Origin of the sequence: Nocardioides sp. QY071 (assembly GCF_029961765.1) — a bacterium.
Taxonomy (GTDB): Bacteria; Actinomycetota; Actinomycetes; order Propionibacteriales; family Nocardioidaceae; genus Nocardioides.
This window is the reverse complement of sequence record NZ_CP124681.1, coordinates 1,571,796-1,588,486: the sequence shown is the minus strand read 5'-3', so window position 1 is coordinate 1,588,486 and position 16,691 is coordinate 1,571,796. Positions and strand designations below refer to the sequence as shown.

Genomic DNA, 16,691 nt, shown 5'->3' with positions numbered 1-16,691 from the left:
TCCCGGGCGCCGCGGCTGCGGGTCAGGAGTCCAGCTCCACCAGGAACCACGGCATCATCCACTGCGCGATCGGCCCGATGGTGAGCGCGTACGCGACCGTGCCGAGACCGAGGGTGCCGCCGAGGACCAGGCCGATCAGGACCACGGCGACCTCGATGCAGGTGCGGACCAGCCGGATCGAGAGTCCGGTACGGCGGTGCAGGCCGGTCATCAGGCCGTCGCGGGGGCCGCGGCCCAGCTGGGCGCCGATGTAGAGGGCGGTGGCGAGGCCACACAGGACGATGCCGCCGACCATGAAGGCGATCCGGACTGCGAGGTTGTCGGGGGCGTCGAACATCGCCAGTGTGAGGTCGGCGGACAGGCCGACCACGATCGCGTTGGAGATGGTGCCGAGGCCGGGCTTCTCGCGCAGCGGGATCCACAGCACGAGGACCACGAAGCTGAACAGCACGACGGCCTGGCCCAGCGTGATCGGGACGTGGCGGATGAATCCGGAGTGCAGCACGTCCCACGGCGCCAGGCCGATGTCGCCGAGCACCATGAGGGCCAGGCTGACGCCGTAGAGGTACAGCCCGACGTACAGCTGGACGAGGCGGCGCGGCAGCCGTCCCGCGCGGAGCTGGGCGACGGGGCCGAGGTCGGCGAGCTGGACGGCGGCCCGAGGGGCAGGGGCGGCGATCGACATGACACCAGCGTGAGGGGGATTGGACTGTTCTGAAATAGCCAATCACGCACGAATGGCCTGTACTGTGCAGAACCAACACGAACCACGGAGCAGTGCATGGAGCAGTCCACTTCGCTGTCAGCCACGCGCCTGGCCTCGCTCGTCGAGGGCTTCGACCGGTCGCCGGCGTACGTCGGACTGGCCGACGCGCTGCGCGAGCTGATCGGCGACGGCCGGATCGGCTACGGCACCCGGCTGCCGAGCGAGCGCGACCTGACCGACGCGCTCGGGGTCTCCCGGACGACGGTGACCCGGGCCTATGCGGTGCTGCGCGACTCGCAGTACGCCGAGGCGCGGCAGGGTGCGGGCACCTTCACCCGGCTGCCCGGCGGCCGCACCCGCGCACTCGACCGGGCGCTGTGGCCCAGCGACGTCGGCAACGGCGTCATCGACCTGGTCTGCGCGGCGGCGACCGCTCCCCCGGGCATCGCGGCGGTGTACGCCGACGCGGCGGCCGACCTGCCCGCGCACCTGGGCGGACACGGCTACTTCCCCGCCGGGATGCCCGACCTGCAGGCCGCCGTCGCGGCGACGTACGACGCCCGCGGGCTGCCGACCGCACCCGAGCAGATCATCGTCACCCCGGGTGCGCTTGCGGCGACCGCGGTGATCGGCAGCGCGCTGGCGGGCCCGCGGGACCGGGTGCTGATGGAGTCGCCGACGTACCCCAACGCCGTGCAGGCGCTGCGCACCGGCGGCGGGCGGCTGACGACGATCGCGCTGGACCCGTCGGGCTGGGACCTCGACGCGGTCACCGCGACCGTGACCCGGCACAAGCCGCGGCTGGTCCACCTGATGCCGGACTTCCACAACCCGACCGGGCTGGTGATGTCCGAGCCCGACCGGGAGCGGTACGCGCGGCTGCTCGCCGGCCATGACGCCGTCCCCGTCGTCGACGAGGCGCACCACCTGCTGGCGCTCGACGACGACCACGCGGGCACGCCGTTCGCGGCGCTGACGAAGGACGCCGTCTGCGTGGGCAGCGCGAGCAAGAGCATCTGGGGCGGCCTGCGGCTGGGCTGGATCCGCGCGCCGCACGCGCTCGTGGACCGCCTGACCCGGGCCCGGGTCGGGCTCGACCTCGGCGTACCCGTGCTCGAGCAGCTGGTGCTGACCCGACTGCTGACCGGCGACCTCGAGCCGGTGCTGCGCGGCCAGCGGGCGCGGCTGCGTGAGCAGCGCGACGCGATGGCCGGCGCGCTCGCCGAGCACCTGCCCGACTGGGAGTTCCGCACTCCGGCCGGCGGGATGGCCCTGTGGTGCCATCTGCCCGTCGCCGGCGCGACCGCGCTGTCGACCGAGGCGGAGCGGCACGGCGTACTCCTCGCGCCCGGCCCGTCGTTCGCGCCCGAGGGCGGCCTGGACCGCTACATCCGGCTGCCCTACGCGATCGCGGCGCCCCAGCTGGTCGAGGCCGTACGACGCATCGCGGACGCCTGGGCCGTGGTCACCTCGGGCCGGGTCGGTGCGGCTGCCCCGCCCGTCGGGTCCGAGCCGTTCCTGGTGGCCTGACCCCTCCGTCGAGTTGCCGCAAACCTCACCGTCGAGTTGCCGCAGACTCACCGTTGACTTGCCGCAGACTCACCGTCGAGTTCGGCAACTCAACGGTGAGGACGGGGCAACTCAACGGTGAGGACGGGGCAACTCAACGGGGAGGACGGGCGGATCAGGCCAGGTCGACCGCGTGGATCGACGTGGCCTCGATGGCCGTCTCGATCTGCGCGAGCGCGTCGGCCGGGATGGCGGAGTCGACGGACAGCGCGACCAGCGCCTCGCCGCCCTTCGTCTCGCGGGAGACCTGCATGCCGGCGATGTTGACCAGGGCGTCGCCGAGGATCTGGCCGACCGTGCCGACCATGCCGGGCCGGTCGACGTACGTGAAGAACGCGAGATGCTCGGTGGGCTCGATGTCGACGAGGTAGCCGTTGACCTCGACCAGCCGCTCCTTCTGGGCGATGCCGACCAGGGTGCCGCTCACGGAGACCTGGGTGCCGTCGGCGAGGGTGCCGCGCAGGGTGATCAGGTTGCGGTGGTCGCCGCTCTCGCCGTCCATCACCAGGCGTACGACGATGCCGCGCTCGGCCGCGAGCAGCGGCGCGTTGACGAAGGAGACCTGCTCCTCGACGACGTGGGCGAACACGCCCTTGAGTGCGGCGAGCTCGAGCACCTTGACGTCGTGCTCGGCGATCTCGCCGCGGACCTCGACGTCCAGCTGCTGGGCGACCTCGCCGGCGACGGCGGTGAAGATCTGGCCGAGCTTCTCCGTCAGCGGGATGCCGGGGCGCACGTCCTCGGCGATGACACCGCCCTGGACGTTGACCGCGTCGGGGACCAGCTCACCGGACAGGGCGAGGCGGACCGACCTCGCCACGGCGATGCCGGCCTTCTCCTGGGCCTCGTCGGTGGAGGCACCGAGGTGGGGGGTGGCGACGACGTTCTCGAGCTCGAAGAGCGGGCTGTCGGTGCAGGGCTCCTGAGTGAAGACGTCGAGCCCGGCGGCCGCGATGCGACCGGTCTTGAGGGCGTCGTACAGCGCGCCCTCGTCGACGATGCCGCCGCGCGCGGCGTTGACCAGGACCAGCGACGACTTGGCCTTCGCGAGCGCGTCGGCGTCGATCAGGCCCACGGTCTCGGCGGTCTTGGGCAGGTGGACCGACATGAAGTCGGACTCGGTCATCAAGGTGTCGAGGTCGACGAGGCGCACGCCGACCTGGGCGGCGCGGCCGGCCTGGACGTAGGGGTCGTAGGCGATCACGGTCATGCCGAACGCCGCGAGGCGCTGGGCGACCAGGACGCCGATCCGGCCGAGGCCGACGATGCCGACGGTCTTCTCGAACAGCTCGATGCCGGTGTACTTCGACCGCTTCCACTCGCCGCCCCGCAGGGAGGCGTGGGCCGGCGAGACATGGCGGGCGGCGGCGAGCATCAGCGCGACGGCGAGCTCGGCGGCCGAGACGATATTGGAGGTCGGGGCGTTCACGACCATCACGCCGGACTGGGTCGCGGCCTTCACGTCGACGTTGTCGAGGCCGACCCCGGCCCGCGCGACGACCTTGAGCCGGGCGGCGGCGGCCAGCGCCTCGGCGTCGACCCTGGTCGCGGACCGCACCAGGATCGCGTCGGCATCGGCGATCGCCGCCAGCAGCTCGGCGCGGTCGGCCCCGTTGCAGGTGCGGATCTCGAAGTCCGGCCCCAGCGCCTCGACGGTGGCGGGGCTCAGCTCTTCGGCGATGAGTACGACGGGGCGAGCGGTCACAGCGATGTCCTTCGCGAGGTGGTGCGGGAGAAGGCGTGGCACGACGCTGTGCGACCCCGCCAGCCTACCCGCTCCGCTCAGGCGAAGAGGGCCTGTCCGACGTACTCCCCCCTGCCGGTGCCGGGAGGTACGGCGAACAGCGCCTGGCCGGTGAAGCGGAGGTACTCCATCAGCGCGTCGGACTTCGACATCGCCCGCTGTAGCGGGATGAAGTGGGTCCGCGGGTCGCGGAGGTAGGCGATGAAGAACAGGCCCGCGTCGAGGCCGCCGACGTCGTTGCTGCCGTCGACGAAGTTGTAGCCGCGGCGCAGGATCCGCACCCCGTCGTTCGTCTCGGGATGCACGACGCGGACGTGGGAGTCGACCGGGATGATCGGCCCGGCACTCCCCTGCATCGAGAAGTCCGGGTCGGACATCTCCTCGCCACCGGACAGCGGCGCGCCCGTGCCCTTGGTGCGGCCGACGAACTGCTCCTGGGACTCCAGCGACTGCCGGTCCCAGACCTCGATGGTCATGTTGATCCGGCGGGTCACGAGGTACGAGCCGCCCGCCAGCCAGGCGGCCTTCGGGTCGTCGCCGGCCCCGACCCACACGTGCTCGTCGAGGGCCTCGCGCTCCTCCGCCTTGATGTTGGCGGTGCCGTCCTTGAAGCCGAACAGGTTGCGCGGCGTGGACTGGCTGGTCGAGGTGGTCGAGGTGCGGCCGAATCCGAGCTGGGACCAGCGCACGGCCGTCGTACCGAACCCGATCCGGACCAGGTTGCGGATGGCGTGCACGGCGACCTGCGGGTCGTCGGCGCAGGCCTGGATGCAGATGTCGCCGTCGCTGCGGGCCGGGTCGAGCACGTCGGCGGAGAACTTCGGCAGCTGCTCGAGCGCCTCCGGGCGGCGATCCGCGATGCCGAACCGGTCCTTGCCATCGGCGTCGACGAACAGTCCCGGGCCGAACCCGAAGGTGATCGTGAGCCGGCTCGGCGGCAGGTCCAGGGCCTCGCCGGTGTCGTCCGGTGGCGCGTTGCCCGGGCCGTCGACCGCACCGACCGGGCCGGCGGACTCGCCCGAGGTCATCCGGGCGGCGGCCTCGGTCCAGGCCTTCAGCAGCGCGATGAGCTCGTCGCGGTCCTCGGTCGTCACGTCGAGCGCGACGAAGTGCAGCCGGTCCTGGGCGGGTGTGACGATGCCCGCCTGGCGCTCGCCGTGGAAGGGGTACGACGCCGTCGGCGCCGCGACCTTCGCGGGGTCGGGTGCCGCGATCCGTCCGGCCGCGAAGGCGCCGGCCACCCCGGCGGCGGCCGCGCCACCGCCGAGGAGACCGCGCCGGCTGACGCGGGACCTGGCGGTCAGGAGGTCACCGCCGCGGTGAGCTTCGAGAGCGGCTCGGACAGCGCGTTGACGGCGTCGGTCATCTTCTTCGTGTCGGCCGGCTCCAGCGCGGTGTAGAGCACGAAGCCGTCGCCGTCGCGGTACTGGTCGAGCACCGCCTGCAGCGCGTCGAACTTCGCGGTCAGCTCCTCGGCGAGGGCCGGGTCCTTGGCCTCGAGCAGCCCCTGGACGCCCTCGTAGGCCACGCGCGCGCCGTCGACGTTGGCCTGGAAGTCCCACAGATCGGTGTGCGACCAGGCCTCCTCCTCGCCGGTGATCTTGCCGTTCGCGACCTCCTCGAGCAGGCCGATCGAGCCGTTGGCGATCGCGTCGATCGGGTAGGTCAGCGCGTCGGGGCCGGTGGCCTGGATCCGCTTGTCGAGCTCGGTGACGTTGGCGAGCAGGTCGTCGCCGTACGTCGTGCGCTCGGCGGGCTTCAGGGCGGTGTAGCCCTTGGCGCCCTGCGGCCACAGGTCCTTCTCGATGCGGTGCCAGCCGGCCCACTTCTCACCGGCGGCGAAGTCGACGTCGGCTTCGCGCGCGTCGGTCTTGGGGTCGAGGTCGCCGAAGGACTCGGCGACGGTCTCGATCCGCTCCCAGTGCTCGCGGGCGACCGGGTAGAGCCCCCGGGCCTCGTCGTCCTTTCCGCCCTCGTAGAGCTGGACGAACTCCTTGGTCTTCTCCAGCAGCTGGGCGGACTGGTCCTGCACGTAGGCGCGGTAGTTGGCCTGCGCCTGGTCGATCAGCTCCTGGTCGGACGCGCTGACCTGCTGCTCCTGCTCGGAGTGGGTGACGGTGAACGGGGCCCGGATGCCCTCGCCGACCATGCCCGGCTTGCAGGCGGTGAAGTAGTCGCCCTCGGGGGCGTTCACGGTGAGCTTCTTGGTCAGGTTCGGCCCGATGTTCTCGACCTCGCCGACGATGCGCAGGCCGTCGGCGCCGAGCAGGTAGAACTCGGTGACGTCGGAGCCGGTGTTGGTGACGTCGAAGCTCAGCGTGCCGGCCGGAGCCTTGGTCGCCGACAGCTCGCAGGCGTCGGCGCTCGAGCCGACGCTCAGCGTGCGGGCGTCACCGCCCTTCTTCCCGTCCTCCCCGGAGGAGGCGTTCTCGGTGCAGGCGGCGAGCATCGGCACGACGGCCAGGGCGGTCACCGAGGCAACGAGGGTCCTCGCCGCGATGGGGGTCTTACGCATCATCAGTGCTCCTGAAGCTGACGGGAGGGACGGGCCGGACGCGTGCTGCGGGTCCGGAGGAGGAAGAGTGCGCCCACGGGGACGACGTACAGCACCCAGGCGGTGGCCTCGAGCCAGGTCGTCGCGGGCGAGAAGTTGAAGACGCCCTTGAGCAGGGTGCCGTACCAGGACGACGGCGGGATCGCGTCGGAGACGTCGAAGGCCAGGTTGTGCAGGCCGGGGAGGATCCCCGCCTCCTGGAGGTCGTGCAGGCCGTAGGCCAGGACACCACCGGCGACCAGGATGAGGAAGGCGCCGGTCCAGGTGAAGAACACGGTGAGGTTGAGGCGGATCGCGCCCCGGTAGATGAGGTAGCCGAGGGCGACGGCGACCAGGATGCCGAGCATCGCGCCGACCAGGGGCTCCCAGGTCGGGGTCACCGACCCGACGGTGTCGCGGGTGCCGGCCTGGGTGGCCGCCCACAGGAAGAGCGCGGTCTCGAGGCCCTCACGGCCCACGGCGAGCATCGCGACGACGACCAGCGACCAGCGCCCGCCCTCGGCGGCTTTGTCGATCTGGCCACGGAGCTCGGCACCGAGACCGCGGGCCGCGGTCGACATCCAGAAGATCATCCAGGTGACGAACGCGACGGCGACGATCGACAGGGTGCCGCCGATCGCCTCCTGTGCCTCGAAGGTCAGGCCGCGCGGCCCGAAGGTCAGGGCGGCGCCGAAGGCGAGGGCGACCGCGACGGCGATGCCGACGCCCGCCCAGATCCGCGGCAGCAGCTCACGGCGCTCCGACTTGACGAGGTAGGCCACCAGGATGCTGACGACCAGCGCGGCCTCGAGGCCTTCGCGTAGTCCGATCAGGAGGTTGGCGAGCACGAAGGTCGAGGGTACTCCGCATGGTTAGCCTTGCCTAATGGAGGCTGTCCTCACCTGCCGCGTCCGCCGACGGTGGCACCCCAGGACGTGAGACGACGGCGCGGCGGTGGCTGACCGTCGTACCTGTTGCGTCCTAAGGTCGAGGCACCAGGGTTCGCCGTCGACGAAGGAGTCAAGGCCATGCGCGTGTTCACGACGTTCGAGGAGCTCACCGAGGCCGCCGGGACCGATCTCGGGACCAGCGACTGGGTCACCATCGACCAGCGCCGGGTCAACCAGTTCGCCGACGCGACCGGCGACCACCAGTGGATCCACGTCGACCTGGAGCGGGCCAAGGAGGGACCGTTCGGCGGCACGATCGCCCACGGCTACCTCACCCTGTCACTCGTGCCGTGGCTCGGCAGCCAGGTGTTCACGCTGCGTACGCCGGGCGCCAAGCTCAACTACGGCGTCAACAAGGTCCGCTTCCCCGCACCGCTGCTGGTCGGCAAGCGGATCCGGCTTCACGTGAGGATGGGCGAGGTCGTCGACATCCCCAGCGGCAAGCAGCTCACCGTGCACCACACGATCGAGATCGAGGACGAGGCCAAGCCGGCCTGCGTCGCCGAGACGGTGGTCCTGCTGCTGCCGTGACGGTCAGGCCGTGACGCGCGACTCCCACGCCTGGGTGAGCGCCTGCTCGAACAGCTCGGTCGGCTGCGCGCCGGAGATGCCGAAGCGGCCGTCGAGGACGAAGAACGGGACACCGCTCGAGCCGTACGCCCGGGCCTGGGCGACGTCGGCCATCACCTCGTCGCGGTACTCGTCGCTGTCGAGGACCTGCTCGACCCGCTCGGCGGGGAGCCCGGCCGCGGCGGCCGCACGGCGCAGCACGTCGTGGTCGCCGAGGGACTCGCCGCGGGTGAAGTACGCCGCGAGGACCTGCTCCATCAGCTCGTGCTGGCGCCCGACCGCCGCAGCCAGGTGGAGCAGGCGGTGCGCGGTGAGCGTGCGCGCGTGCAGCGCGTCGGCGTGGGCGAACTCCAGGCCCTCCCCTGCGGCGACCTCGTCGGCACGGGCCATCATCGCGCGGGTGCCCGCCTCGTCCGCACCGAACTTGCGGCCGAGCACCTGCACCGTGGTCTCGGTGCCGACCTCGGGCGCGAACGGGTCCAGCTCGTAGGAGCGGTAGACCACCTCGACCTCGTCACGGTGCTCGAACGAGGCGAGCGCCCGCTCCAGGCGGCGCTTGCCGATGTAGCACCACGGACACACGACGTCGGCCCAGATCTCGATACGCACGACGCGTGCAACGCGTCGTACCCCTGATTGCTTCCCAGGGCCGGCGCGGAGCGCGGACCTGGGAAAAGTCGGTGGTTGAGGTGCCGGCTGAGCTTGCGAAGCCGCCTCGAAACCCCGGCGGACCCCTAGGGGCCCCGGGGTCGAGGTCAGGGGCGGGTCAAGGGATCTGCCCGAAGCGCCGAGGGGCCGGGCGGCGACAGGCTTCGGGACATGATCACAGTCGAGTCCCTCAGCAAGTCGTACGGCAGCTTCACCGCCGTCGACGACGTGTCGTTCACCGCCGCGCCCGGCCGCGTCACCGGGTTCCTCGGGCCCAACGGCGCCGGAAAGTCCACCACCATGCGGGTGATGGTCGGCCTGACCGCGCCCGGCAGCGGCGAGGTCCGGGTCCTCGGGCGCCGCTTCGCCGAGCTGCCCGACCCGGGCCGCGAGGTCGGCGTCCTGCTGGACGCGTCGGCCCAGCACGCGGGTCGGACCGGCCGCGAGATCCTCACCATCGCCGCCCTCACCATGGGCCTGCCGCGCACCCGCGTCGACGAGATGCTCGAGCGGGTCAGCCTCACGCCGGACGAGGCCAGCCGCAGGGTCCGCAACTACTCGCTCGGCATGCGGCAGCGGCTGGGCATCGGTACGGCGCTGCTCGGCAACCCCGAGGTCCTCATCCTCGACGAGCCCGCCAACGGCCTCGACCCGGCCGGCATCCGCTGGATGCGCGACCTGCTGCGCGACTTCGCCGACCAGGGCGGCACCGTGCTGCTCTCCTCGCACCTACTGCACGAGATCGAGGTCATCGCCGACGACCTGGTCGTGATCGGCAACGGCCGGATCGTCGCCCAGGGCACCAAGGAGGAGCTGCTCGCCGGCGCCGGCACCCTGGTCCGCGCGGCCGACGGCAACGCCCTCGCCGGCGCGCTCGTCACCGCCGGGATCACCGCCCGGCCCACCTCCGGCGGCGCCGTGCTCGCCGAGGCCGACCTGACCCGTGTCGGCCAGGCCGCCTTCGCCGCCGGCATCGCCGTGACCGAGCTGCGCGCCGCCGACGGCGCCGGGCTCGAGGAGATGTTCCTGGCCCTCACCGCCGAGAGCCAGCGCGAGACCGTCACCAACCAGCAGGCCACCACCACGCAAGGAGCAGCGGCATGACCGCCACGACCATCGACGCCGCACCGGGCGTCGTACCGACCACCGAGCGGACGCGTCCCGTGCCGGCCCGGACCCCGTTCAGCAGGGTGCAGCGTGTCGAGCTGCGCAAGATGTTCGACACCCGCTCCGGCTTCTGGCTGATGGCGAGCATCGTGATCACCTCGGTGATCGCGACCACGCTCACCGTCATCCTCGGCGACCGCGACACCCTCGACTTCGAGGACTTCGCCGCCTCGATCGGCTCGCCGATGTCGATCATCCTGCCGATCATCGGCGTCCTCGCGGTCACCAGCGAGTGGAGTCAGCGCACCGCCCTGACGACCTTCACGCTCGTCCCGCAGCGTCGCCGCGTGCTCGCCGCCAAGGTGGTCAACACCCTGCTCATCGGCGCGGTCTCGATGCTCGTCGCCCTCGGCGTCGGCGCCCTCGGCAACCTGGTGACCTCCTTGATCACCGGCAACGACCCGATCTGGAACATCTCCGTCGCGACGTTCGCCCAGATCGTGCTCGCCAACGAGCTCGGCATGCTGCTCGGCCTCACCCTGGGCCTGCTCTTCCGCAACTCCCCCGCGGCGATCGTCGGCTACTTCGTGGCCATCCTGGTGCTGCCCGGCCTGTCCGGCGCGCTGGCCTCGGTCCAGGAGTGGTGGGCGGACAACGCCGGCTGGTTCGACCTCAACGAGACCCGCTTCCTGCTCTTCGACGGCGGCCTCACCGGCCACGACTGGGCGCAGCTCGGCGTCACGTCGGTGCTGTGGATCGTGCTCCCGCTCCTCATCGGAACCCGGCTGGTGCTGCGCTCCGAGGTGAAGTAGCGCGACCCGGCACGAAGTGGTCCCGGATTTCCGCTGACCCGGCAGAAAGTGTCTCGCAAGAAAAGACACTTTCTGCCGGGTCGGCGCGGTCTACGAGCCACTTCGCGCCGGGTCAGCGTGCAGTCAGATGCCCAACATGGGTGAGTCGCCATCAACGCGAACGTGCGAGCGTCGTGTGGTCTCGACAGACTCACTTGGGGGCCAACCGTGCGCAGTCGTCCTGTTCGCATCGTCCTGCTCGTCGCGGCCGTGGTGGCCGCCCTTCTCGGCGCCGCCGGCGCGGGACAGTCACCCGCGCAGGCACAGCCCGCGCACCAGCGGCTGATCCCGTCGGCGGTGCCGGCCACGACGCCCAACATCCTGGACGGCAGGACGCTTGCGATCGCCGAGGTCGGGAGCAGGGTCTTCGTGGGTGGCACGTTCACCCTCGCGCAGAACCCGGGTACGAGCGCGCAGCTGCCGACGCCGTACCTGTTCGCCTATGACCGCGGCACCGGCGTCATCGACCCGGTGTTCGCGCCGGCGCTCGACGGCAGCGTGACCGCGATCGTCGCGTCGCCGGACGGCAGCGCGCTCTACGTGGCGGGCACCTTCAAGCTCGCCGGTACGACGAAGGTCCGCAACGTCATCAAGGTCAGCACCGCTACGGGAGCGCTCGTGCCGGGGTTCAAGAACCCCAGCCCCAACGGCAGCATCCTCGACCTCGCCCTCGTGGGCGACCGGCTGCTGCTGGCCGGCACGTTCACGACGGTCGCGACCCTGCCCCGGGCAGGGCTGGCCTCGCTGAACGCGGCCACCGGCGACGTGGACGAGTACCTGAAGATCGCCGTCGACACCAACCACAACTGGCCCTCCGGTACGGCGAAGGCGCCGGTCGGCGTCGGGAAGCTGGCCGCCAGCCCCGACGGGAGCCGGCTGGTCGCGATCGGCAACTTCAAGCACGCCGACGGGCTCGACCGAGACCAGGTCGTGCTGATCCGGCTCGGCGCCGACAACGCGTACGTCGATCCCGACTGGAAGACGCTGCGCTACACACCCGCCTGCAGCAAGAACTCCTTCGACTCCTACGTGCGCGACGTCGACTACTCCCCCGACGGCTCCTATTTCGTGATCGCCTCCAGCGGCGCCGGCTACAACGGCACCCTGTGCGACTCCGCGGCGCGCTTCGACACCGCGGTCACCGGGCAGGACGTGCAACCCACGTGGCAGGCCGCGACCGGTCAGGACTCGCTGCTCTCGGTCGCGATCGCCGACAACGTCGTCTACGTCGGCGGGCACCAGAAGTGGATGAACGCGATCCAGAGCGGCGCCGACGAGCAGGCCGGCCAGGTGCCGCGGCCCGGGCTCGCCGCGCTCGACCCGCAGAACGGCATCCCGCTGACCTGGAACCCGGGCCGGCACCCGCGCGGCATCGGTGCCGAGGAGCTGCTGGCGACCGACAACGGCGTCTACGTCGGCAGTGACACCGAGTACATCGGCAACGGCGAGTACCGCCGGGCCCGCCTCGCCTTCTTCCCTGTGGAAGGCGGGACGGCCCCGGTCTCCCAGGCCGACCCGGTACTGCCGCGCAGCCTCTACCGGCTCTCGGGGAGCACGGTCACCACCCGCCAGTTCTCGGGCAGCTCGATCACCGCGCCGAGCACGGTCACGACCACGGGCGGGGCCAGCTGGAACAACGTGCGGGGCGCGTTCATGGTCGGCTCCAAGCTGGTCTACGGCTCGACCGACAACAAGCTGCACTACCGCACCTTCGACGGCACGGCGTTCGGGCCGGACAACGTGATCGACCCCTACAACGACCCGTACTGGAGCAGTGTGACGACCAGCGGCGGTACGCAGACCTACCGCGGCCGGGTCCCCAACGTGTACGCACAGCTGTCCAACGTGACCGGCATGGCGTACGCCGACGGCCGGCTCTACTACACCCGCAGCCTGCAGGGAAAGGTGTTCTGGCGCTGGTTCTCGCCGCAGAGCCTGATCGTCGGGGCGGCGGAGTTCACCGTCCCGTCGTCGAACTTCCCCCTGCTCCAGGACGTCCGCAACCTGGTGTACGCCGACGGTCAGCTCTGGGCCGGCATGTCGACCAACCAGCTGTGGCGCCTGCCCGTCGCGGACGGCGTCACCAGTGGCGCCTGGACCCGGGTCAGCGGCAGCGGCATCGACACCAGCCCGGTGTGGTCGAGCGGCACCATGTTCCTCGGACCGCTCGCCAACCAGGTGCCGACCGCCGCGTTCACCCCGTCCTGCTCGGGCCAGTCCTGCTCCTTCGACGGCAGCGGCTCGACCGACCCCGACGGCACGATCACCTCGTGGGCGTGGACCTTCGGCGACGGCGGCACCGCGACCGGCGCCCAGCCCAACCACGTGTACGCCGCGCCGGGCAGCTACCCGGTCACGCTGACCGTGACCGACGAGAGCGGAGGCACCGGCACCACGACGCAGTCCGTCGATATCCAGGGCGGCACCAGCCAGGTCGGGTACCGCGACTCGACCGGCAAGGTCACCAACGCGACGAGCATCGTCTCGCCGATCCCCGCGACCGCGCAGGCCGGTGACGGCCTGGTCGCCGTGGTCTCGGCGGCCACGACCGTCGTACCGACGGCGCCGGCGGGCTGGACCCAGGTCGGAGCACCGGTCGCCACCGACGCGATGACGACGGTGGTCTGGCAGCGGGTGGCCGCGGCCGACGACGCGGGGCGCAACGTCACCGTCGGCTTCGGTGCCACGGCGGTGAAGGCGACGCTGAGCGTGCTGGCCTACTCGGGCACCGACCCGGGCGGCCCCGTCGCCGCCGTCGCCGGGCTCGCCGAGTCGGCCGCGACGACCACCCACCACAGTCCGCTGGTCGCCACGCCCGGCAACTGGGTGGTGACCGTGTGGGCCGACCGCTCCTCGACGACCACGGCCTTCGCCGAGCCCGTGGGCTCGTCGATGCGGCAGCGCCTGATCGGCGCCGGCGGCGGCCACACCGACCAGCTCGTCGCCGACAGCGGCGGACCTGTGGCCGCTGGTCAGTACGGCGACCAGGTCGCGACCGCCGACGCGGCCGCGAAGGGGACCAGCGTCACGATCGCGCTGCACTGACGTCTCCCTGCGCTAACGTCATTCGTTCCGTGGGCGCGCGCCCACGGAACGAATGACGTTACGGAGCGCACATGGAGCTGACCTCGGCCTGGTGGTTCTGGGCACTGCTGTCGGCGGTCTTCGCGGCCCTGACGGCGGTCTTCGCCAAGGTGGGCGTGAAGGACATCGACTCCGACGTCGCGACCTTCGTCCGCACCGTGGTCATCCTCGTGACGCTCGGCCTGATCCTGCTGGCACTGGGCAAGTTCCACTCCCCCGGTGAGGTCGGCGCCCGGACCTGGGTGTTCCTGGTGCTCTCCGGCCTCGCCACCGGCGCGTCCTGGATCTGCTACTTCCGCGCCCTCAAGGTCGGCGACGCCTCACTCGTCGCTCCGGTCGACAAGCTGAGCGTCGTGCTCGTCGCGATCTTCGGTGCGACGCTGCTCGGCGAGCGGCTCTCGCTCCTGCAATGGGGTGGGGTCGCGCTGGTCGGCGCGGGCGCGGTGCTGCTGGTGGTCAGCGGCTGATCAGCGACTGAACAGGCAGAAGGTGTGGCCCGCCGGGTCGACGTAGACCCGCAGCGGCTCGTCGGGGTCGTCGGACTGGTCGAAGCGGACGACGGCGCCCAGCTCGAGGGCGCGCTGGTGGTTGTCCTCGAGGTCGGCGCGGTCGTCGACCTGGAAGTCCAGGTGCAGCTGCTGCGCCACCTCGGCGCTCGGCCAGGTCGTGGCGGGGAGCTCGTCGACCTGCTGGAAGGACAGTCGCTCCCCGGCGGGACCGACGATCGAGCGCCAGTCGGTGAACTCCTCGATCTCGAACCCCTCGGGATAGGACCAACCGAGGAGGCGGCGGTAGAACTCAGCCAGCGTGGGGACGTCGGTGGTGTCGAGGACGGTGCTGCGCAGTCGTGGGTAGCCCATGGAGCCACCGTGCCACGGGACTCCGACACCGACACCGACACCGACACCGACACCGACACCGACACCGATGGTCCGGCCAGGTTCAGCGGGCGTCGGTCAGGTCCGGGTCGAAGTCGGGAAGCAGTCCGGCCAGGGGTACGTCGAGGACCTGGCTCAGCGAGACCAGGGTCAGCAGCTGCGGGTTCATCGGCGTACCGGGCCGGGACTCGCCCTTCTCGTACTTCTGGTAGGTGAAGCCGGCGATCCCGGCGAGATGGGCGACCCGTTCCTGGCTGAAGCCGCTCGCCATCCGCGCCCGCTGGAGGTTGAGGCCGAGCTCGCGCGCATAGGCCTGCCAGCTGATGTCCGCGCGCCTGCTCGCCACGCCCACCATCATCCCCGTATGGCCACCTCGCAGCGACCATACTGATATGGCATTCACGTCGCCCCGAGGGCTGTGGAGAAGGGATCGGCCGACGGCGCGTTGCGTCGGACGCGAGCCCTAGGCTCCATCGCGACGAGGGCAGGAGATCTTGGGAGTGAGGCGCATGATGGCAGCCGACGACCCCACGGGGACGCCCGGGGCGGACCCACCGCGGCCGTCCTGGCTGACCGGCCCCTGCCCAGGGTGGTGCACCCGGCAGCACGCCGAGGACGACCATCCCGAGGACCGCTACCACCAGAGCCAGCCGACGTTGGCCGCCGCGATCGCCGGGACGGGCGACGCCGTCCCCGTGACCGCGTCCCTACTGCCGGCCACCCTCGCCGCGCGCGCCGGCCGGTACGCCGACGACGACCTCACCTGGCTCGTCGTCGAGCCGCTCGAGGGCCGGCCCTACCTGGTGATCACCGCCGCGTCGGCCCGTGGGCTCGTCCATGTCCTCCAGGAGCAGCTGCGCGGCCTCGACGCCGAGGCGGGCTGAGCCGCGAGGGCACCGGACGCGGAACGCCCCCGGATCCGAGCGGATCCGGGGGCGTTCGGCACGTGGGTCAGCGCGCGGCCGAGCCCTCGGTGTAGTCGTCGTCGGTGTGCGCCCACGAGAAGTGCGAGCGCAGGGTGCGGCCGACGGCCTCGATCGGGTGCTGGGCACCCTTCTCGCGCAGCGCCGTGAACTCCGGCGCGCCGGCGTCCTGGTCGGCGATGAAGCGCTCGGCGAACGCGCCGCTCTGGATGTCGGCGAGGACGGCCTGCATGTTCTCCTTGACCCGGGGGTCGATGACGCGCGGGCCCGAGACGTAGTCGCCGTACTCGGCGGTGTCGGAGACCGACCAGCGCTGCTTGGCGATGCCGCCCTCCCACATCAGGTCGACGATGAGCTTGAGCTCGTGGAGGACCTCGAAGTAGGCGATCTCGCCCTGGTAGCCGGCCTCGGTGAGGGTCTCGTAGCCGTACTGGATCAGCTGCGAGACACCACCGCACAGGACCGACTGCTCACCGAACAGGTCGGTCTCGGTCTCCTCGGTGAAGGTGGTCTTGATGACGCCGGCGCGGGTGCCGCCGATGCCCTTCGCGTAGGACTTCGCGAGGTCCCAGGCCTTGCCCGAGGCGTCCTGCTCGACGGCGATGATGTCCGGGATGCCGCGGCCGGCGACGTACTCGCGGCGCACGGTGTGGCCCGGGGCCTTCGGGGCGACCAGGATGACGTCGACGCCGGCCGGGGGCTGGATGTAGCCGAAGCGGATGTTGAAGCCGTGGCCGAAGACCAGGGTGTCGCCCTCGGCGAGCGCCGGCGCGATGTCGTCGGCGTACAGGTGGCGCTGCACCTGGTCGGGGGCGAGGATGACGATGACGTCGGCCTCCTCCGCGGCCTCGCGCGGGGTGAGGACACGCAGGCCCTCCTCCTCGGCCTTGGCGCGGCTCTTCGAGCCCTCCTTGAGGCCGACGCGGACGTCGACACCGGAGTCGCGCAGGTTCAGCGCGTGCGCGTGGCCCTGGCTGCCGTAACCGATGACGGCGACGTGCTTGCCCTGGATGAGGGACAGGTCGGCGTCGTCGTCGTAGTAGATCTCAGCCACGTCGGGCTTCTCCTTGCTGGTTGGGGTGGTGATGGGGTTGGTCTGCTGGTTCCCGGGGTTTCGAGACGGTCGCT

General features: G+C 71.4%; 16 protein-coding genes. 7 read left to right on the top strand and 9 right to left on the bottom strand.

The genetic code is table 11. The features are described 5' to 3' along the window. Positions 1-22: 22 nt before the first annotated feature. Complete coding sequence (locus QI633_RS07565; RefSeq protein WP_141799696.1) at positions 23-685, bottom strand: hypothetical protein; 663 nt, start codon at positions 683-685, stop codon at positions 23-25. 96 nt (positions 686-781) lie between these two features. Between QI633_RS07565 and QI633_RS07560 the strand changes: the two genes are divergently transcribed. Next, positions 782-2,236: a PLP-dependent aminotransferase family protein gene (locus QI633_RS07560; protein ID WP_282428579.1), complete on the top strand. Its 1,455-nt coding sequence runs from the start codon at positions 782-784 to the stop codon at positions 2,234-2,236. A 154-nt stretch (positions 2,237-2,390) separates the two neighbouring features. Here the strand turns inward: QI633_RS07560 and serA are convergent, their stop codons facing one another. The 4 genes from serA to efeU form a co-directional block, all read right to left on the bottom strand. Beyond that, positions 2,391-3,980: a phosphoglycerate dehydrogenase gene (gene serA, locus QI633_RS07555; RefSeq protein WP_141799698.1), complete on the bottom strand. Its 1,590-nt coding sequence runs from the start codon at positions 3,978-3,980 to the stop codon at positions 2,391-2,393. 77 nt (positions 3,981-4,057) lie between these two features. After that, complete coding sequence (gene efeB, locus QI633_RS07550; RefSeq protein WP_282429290.1) at positions 4,058-5,323, bottom strand: iron uptake transporter deferrochelatase/peroxidase subunit; 1,266 nt, start codon at positions 5,321-5,323, stop codon at positions 4,058-4,060. After that, entirely contained in the window at positions 5,320-6,534 is a 1,215-nt protein-coding gene (gene efeO, locus QI633_RS07545) for an iron uptake system protein EfeO (protein ID WP_282428578.1), read from the bottom strand. Before efeO ends, efeB begins: the two co-directional genes overlap by 4 nt. 2 nt (positions 6,535-6,536) lie before the next feature. Continuing rightward, on the bottom strand, positions 6,537-7,400 hold the full coding sequence (gene efeU / locus QI633_RS07540) for an iron uptake transporter permease EfeU (protein WP_282428577.1): 864 nt from the start codon (positions 7,398-7,400) through the stop codon (positions 6,537-6,539). Between the two features lie 180 nt (positions 7,401-7,580). Between efeU and QI633_RS07535 the strand changes: the two genes are divergently transcribed. After that, the gene (locus tag QI633_RS07535) at positions 7,581-8,033 is read left to right on the top strand and encodes a MaoC family dehydratase (protein ID WP_282428576.1); all 453 of its coding nucleotides are present in this window, start codon (positions 7,581-7,583) and stop codon (positions 8,031-8,033) included. Between the two features lie 3 nt (positions 8,034-8,036). Here the strand turns inward: QI633_RS07535 and QI633_RS07530 are convergent, their stop codons facing one another. Then, entirely contained in the window at positions 8,037-8,681 is a 645-nt protein-coding gene (locus QI633_RS07530; protein WP_282428575.1) for a DsbA family oxidoreductase, read from the bottom strand. Positions 8,682-8,891: 210 nt separating this feature from the next. Between QI633_RS07530 and QI633_RS07525 the strand changes: the two genes are divergently transcribed. The 4 genes from QI633_RS07525 (at position 8,892) to QI633_RS07510 (ending at position 14,229) form a co-directional block, all read left to right on the top strand. Beyond that, positions 8,892-9,824 (top strand): ATP-binding cassette domain-containing protein, encoded by a 933-nt coding sequence (locus tag QI633_RS07525; protein ID WP_282428574.1) that lies wholly within the window; start codon positions 8,892-8,894, stop codon positions 9,822-9,824. Then, positions 9,821-10,639: an ABC transporter permease gene (locus tag QI633_RS07520; protein ID WP_282428573.1), complete on the top strand. Its 819-nt coding sequence runs from the start codon at positions 9,821-9,823 to the stop codon at positions 10,637-10,639. The genes QI633_RS07525 and QI633_RS07520 overlap by 4 nt, the downstream gene beginning before the upstream one ends. Positions 10,640-10,846: 207 nt before the next feature. Then, complete coding sequence (locus QI633_RS07515; protein ID WP_141799705.1) at positions 10,847-13,723, top strand: PKD domain-containing protein; 2,877 nt, start codon at positions 10,847-10,849, stop codon at positions 13,721-13,723. Between the two features lie 71 nt (positions 13,724-13,794). Continuing rightward, positions 13,795-14,229: an EamA family transporter gene (locus QI633_RS07510; RefSeq protein WP_141799706.1), complete on the top strand. Its 435-nt coding sequence runs from the start codon at positions 13,795-13,797 to the stop codon at positions 14,227-14,229. Here the strand turns inward: QI633_RS07510 and QI633_RS07505 are convergent, their stop codons facing one another. Both QI633_RS07505 and QI633_RS07500 read right to left on the bottom strand, forming a co-directional pair. After that, positions 14,230-14,622 (bottom strand): VOC family protein, encoded by a 393-nt coding sequence (locus QI633_RS07505; protein ID WP_141799707.1) that lies wholly within the window; start codon positions 14,620-14,622, stop codon positions 14,230-14,232. It abuts the gene before it with no gap. A gap of 82 nt (positions 14,623-14,704) precedes the next feature. Next, positions 14,705-14,986, bottom strand: a complete 282-nt coding sequence (locus tag QI633_RS07500) for a helix-turn-helix transcriptional regulator (protein ID WP_260806094.1) — start codon at positions 14,984-14,986, stop codon at positions 14,705-14,707. 163 nt (positions 14,987-15,149) lie between these two features. Here QI633_RS07500 and QI633_RS07495 point away from each other — a divergent pair, with 163 nt between their 5' ends. Continuing rightward, positions 15,150-15,524: a hypothetical protein gene (locus QI633_RS07495; protein WP_141799709.1), complete on the top strand. Its 375-nt coding sequence runs from the start codon at positions 15,150-15,152 to the stop codon at positions 15,522-15,524. 67 nt (positions 15,525-15,591) lie between these two features. Here QI633_RS07495 and ilvC read toward each other — a convergent pair whose 3' ends face one another. Continuing rightward, positions 15,592-16,617 carry a ketol-acid reductoisomerase gene (gene ilvC, locus QI633_RS07490; RefSeq protein ID WP_141799710.1) on the bottom strand — a complete coding sequence of 342 codons (1,026 nt, stop codon included), beginning with the start codon at positions 16,615-16,617 and terminating at the stop codon, positions 15,592-15,594. Positions 16,618-16,691 lie beyond the last annotated feature (74 nt).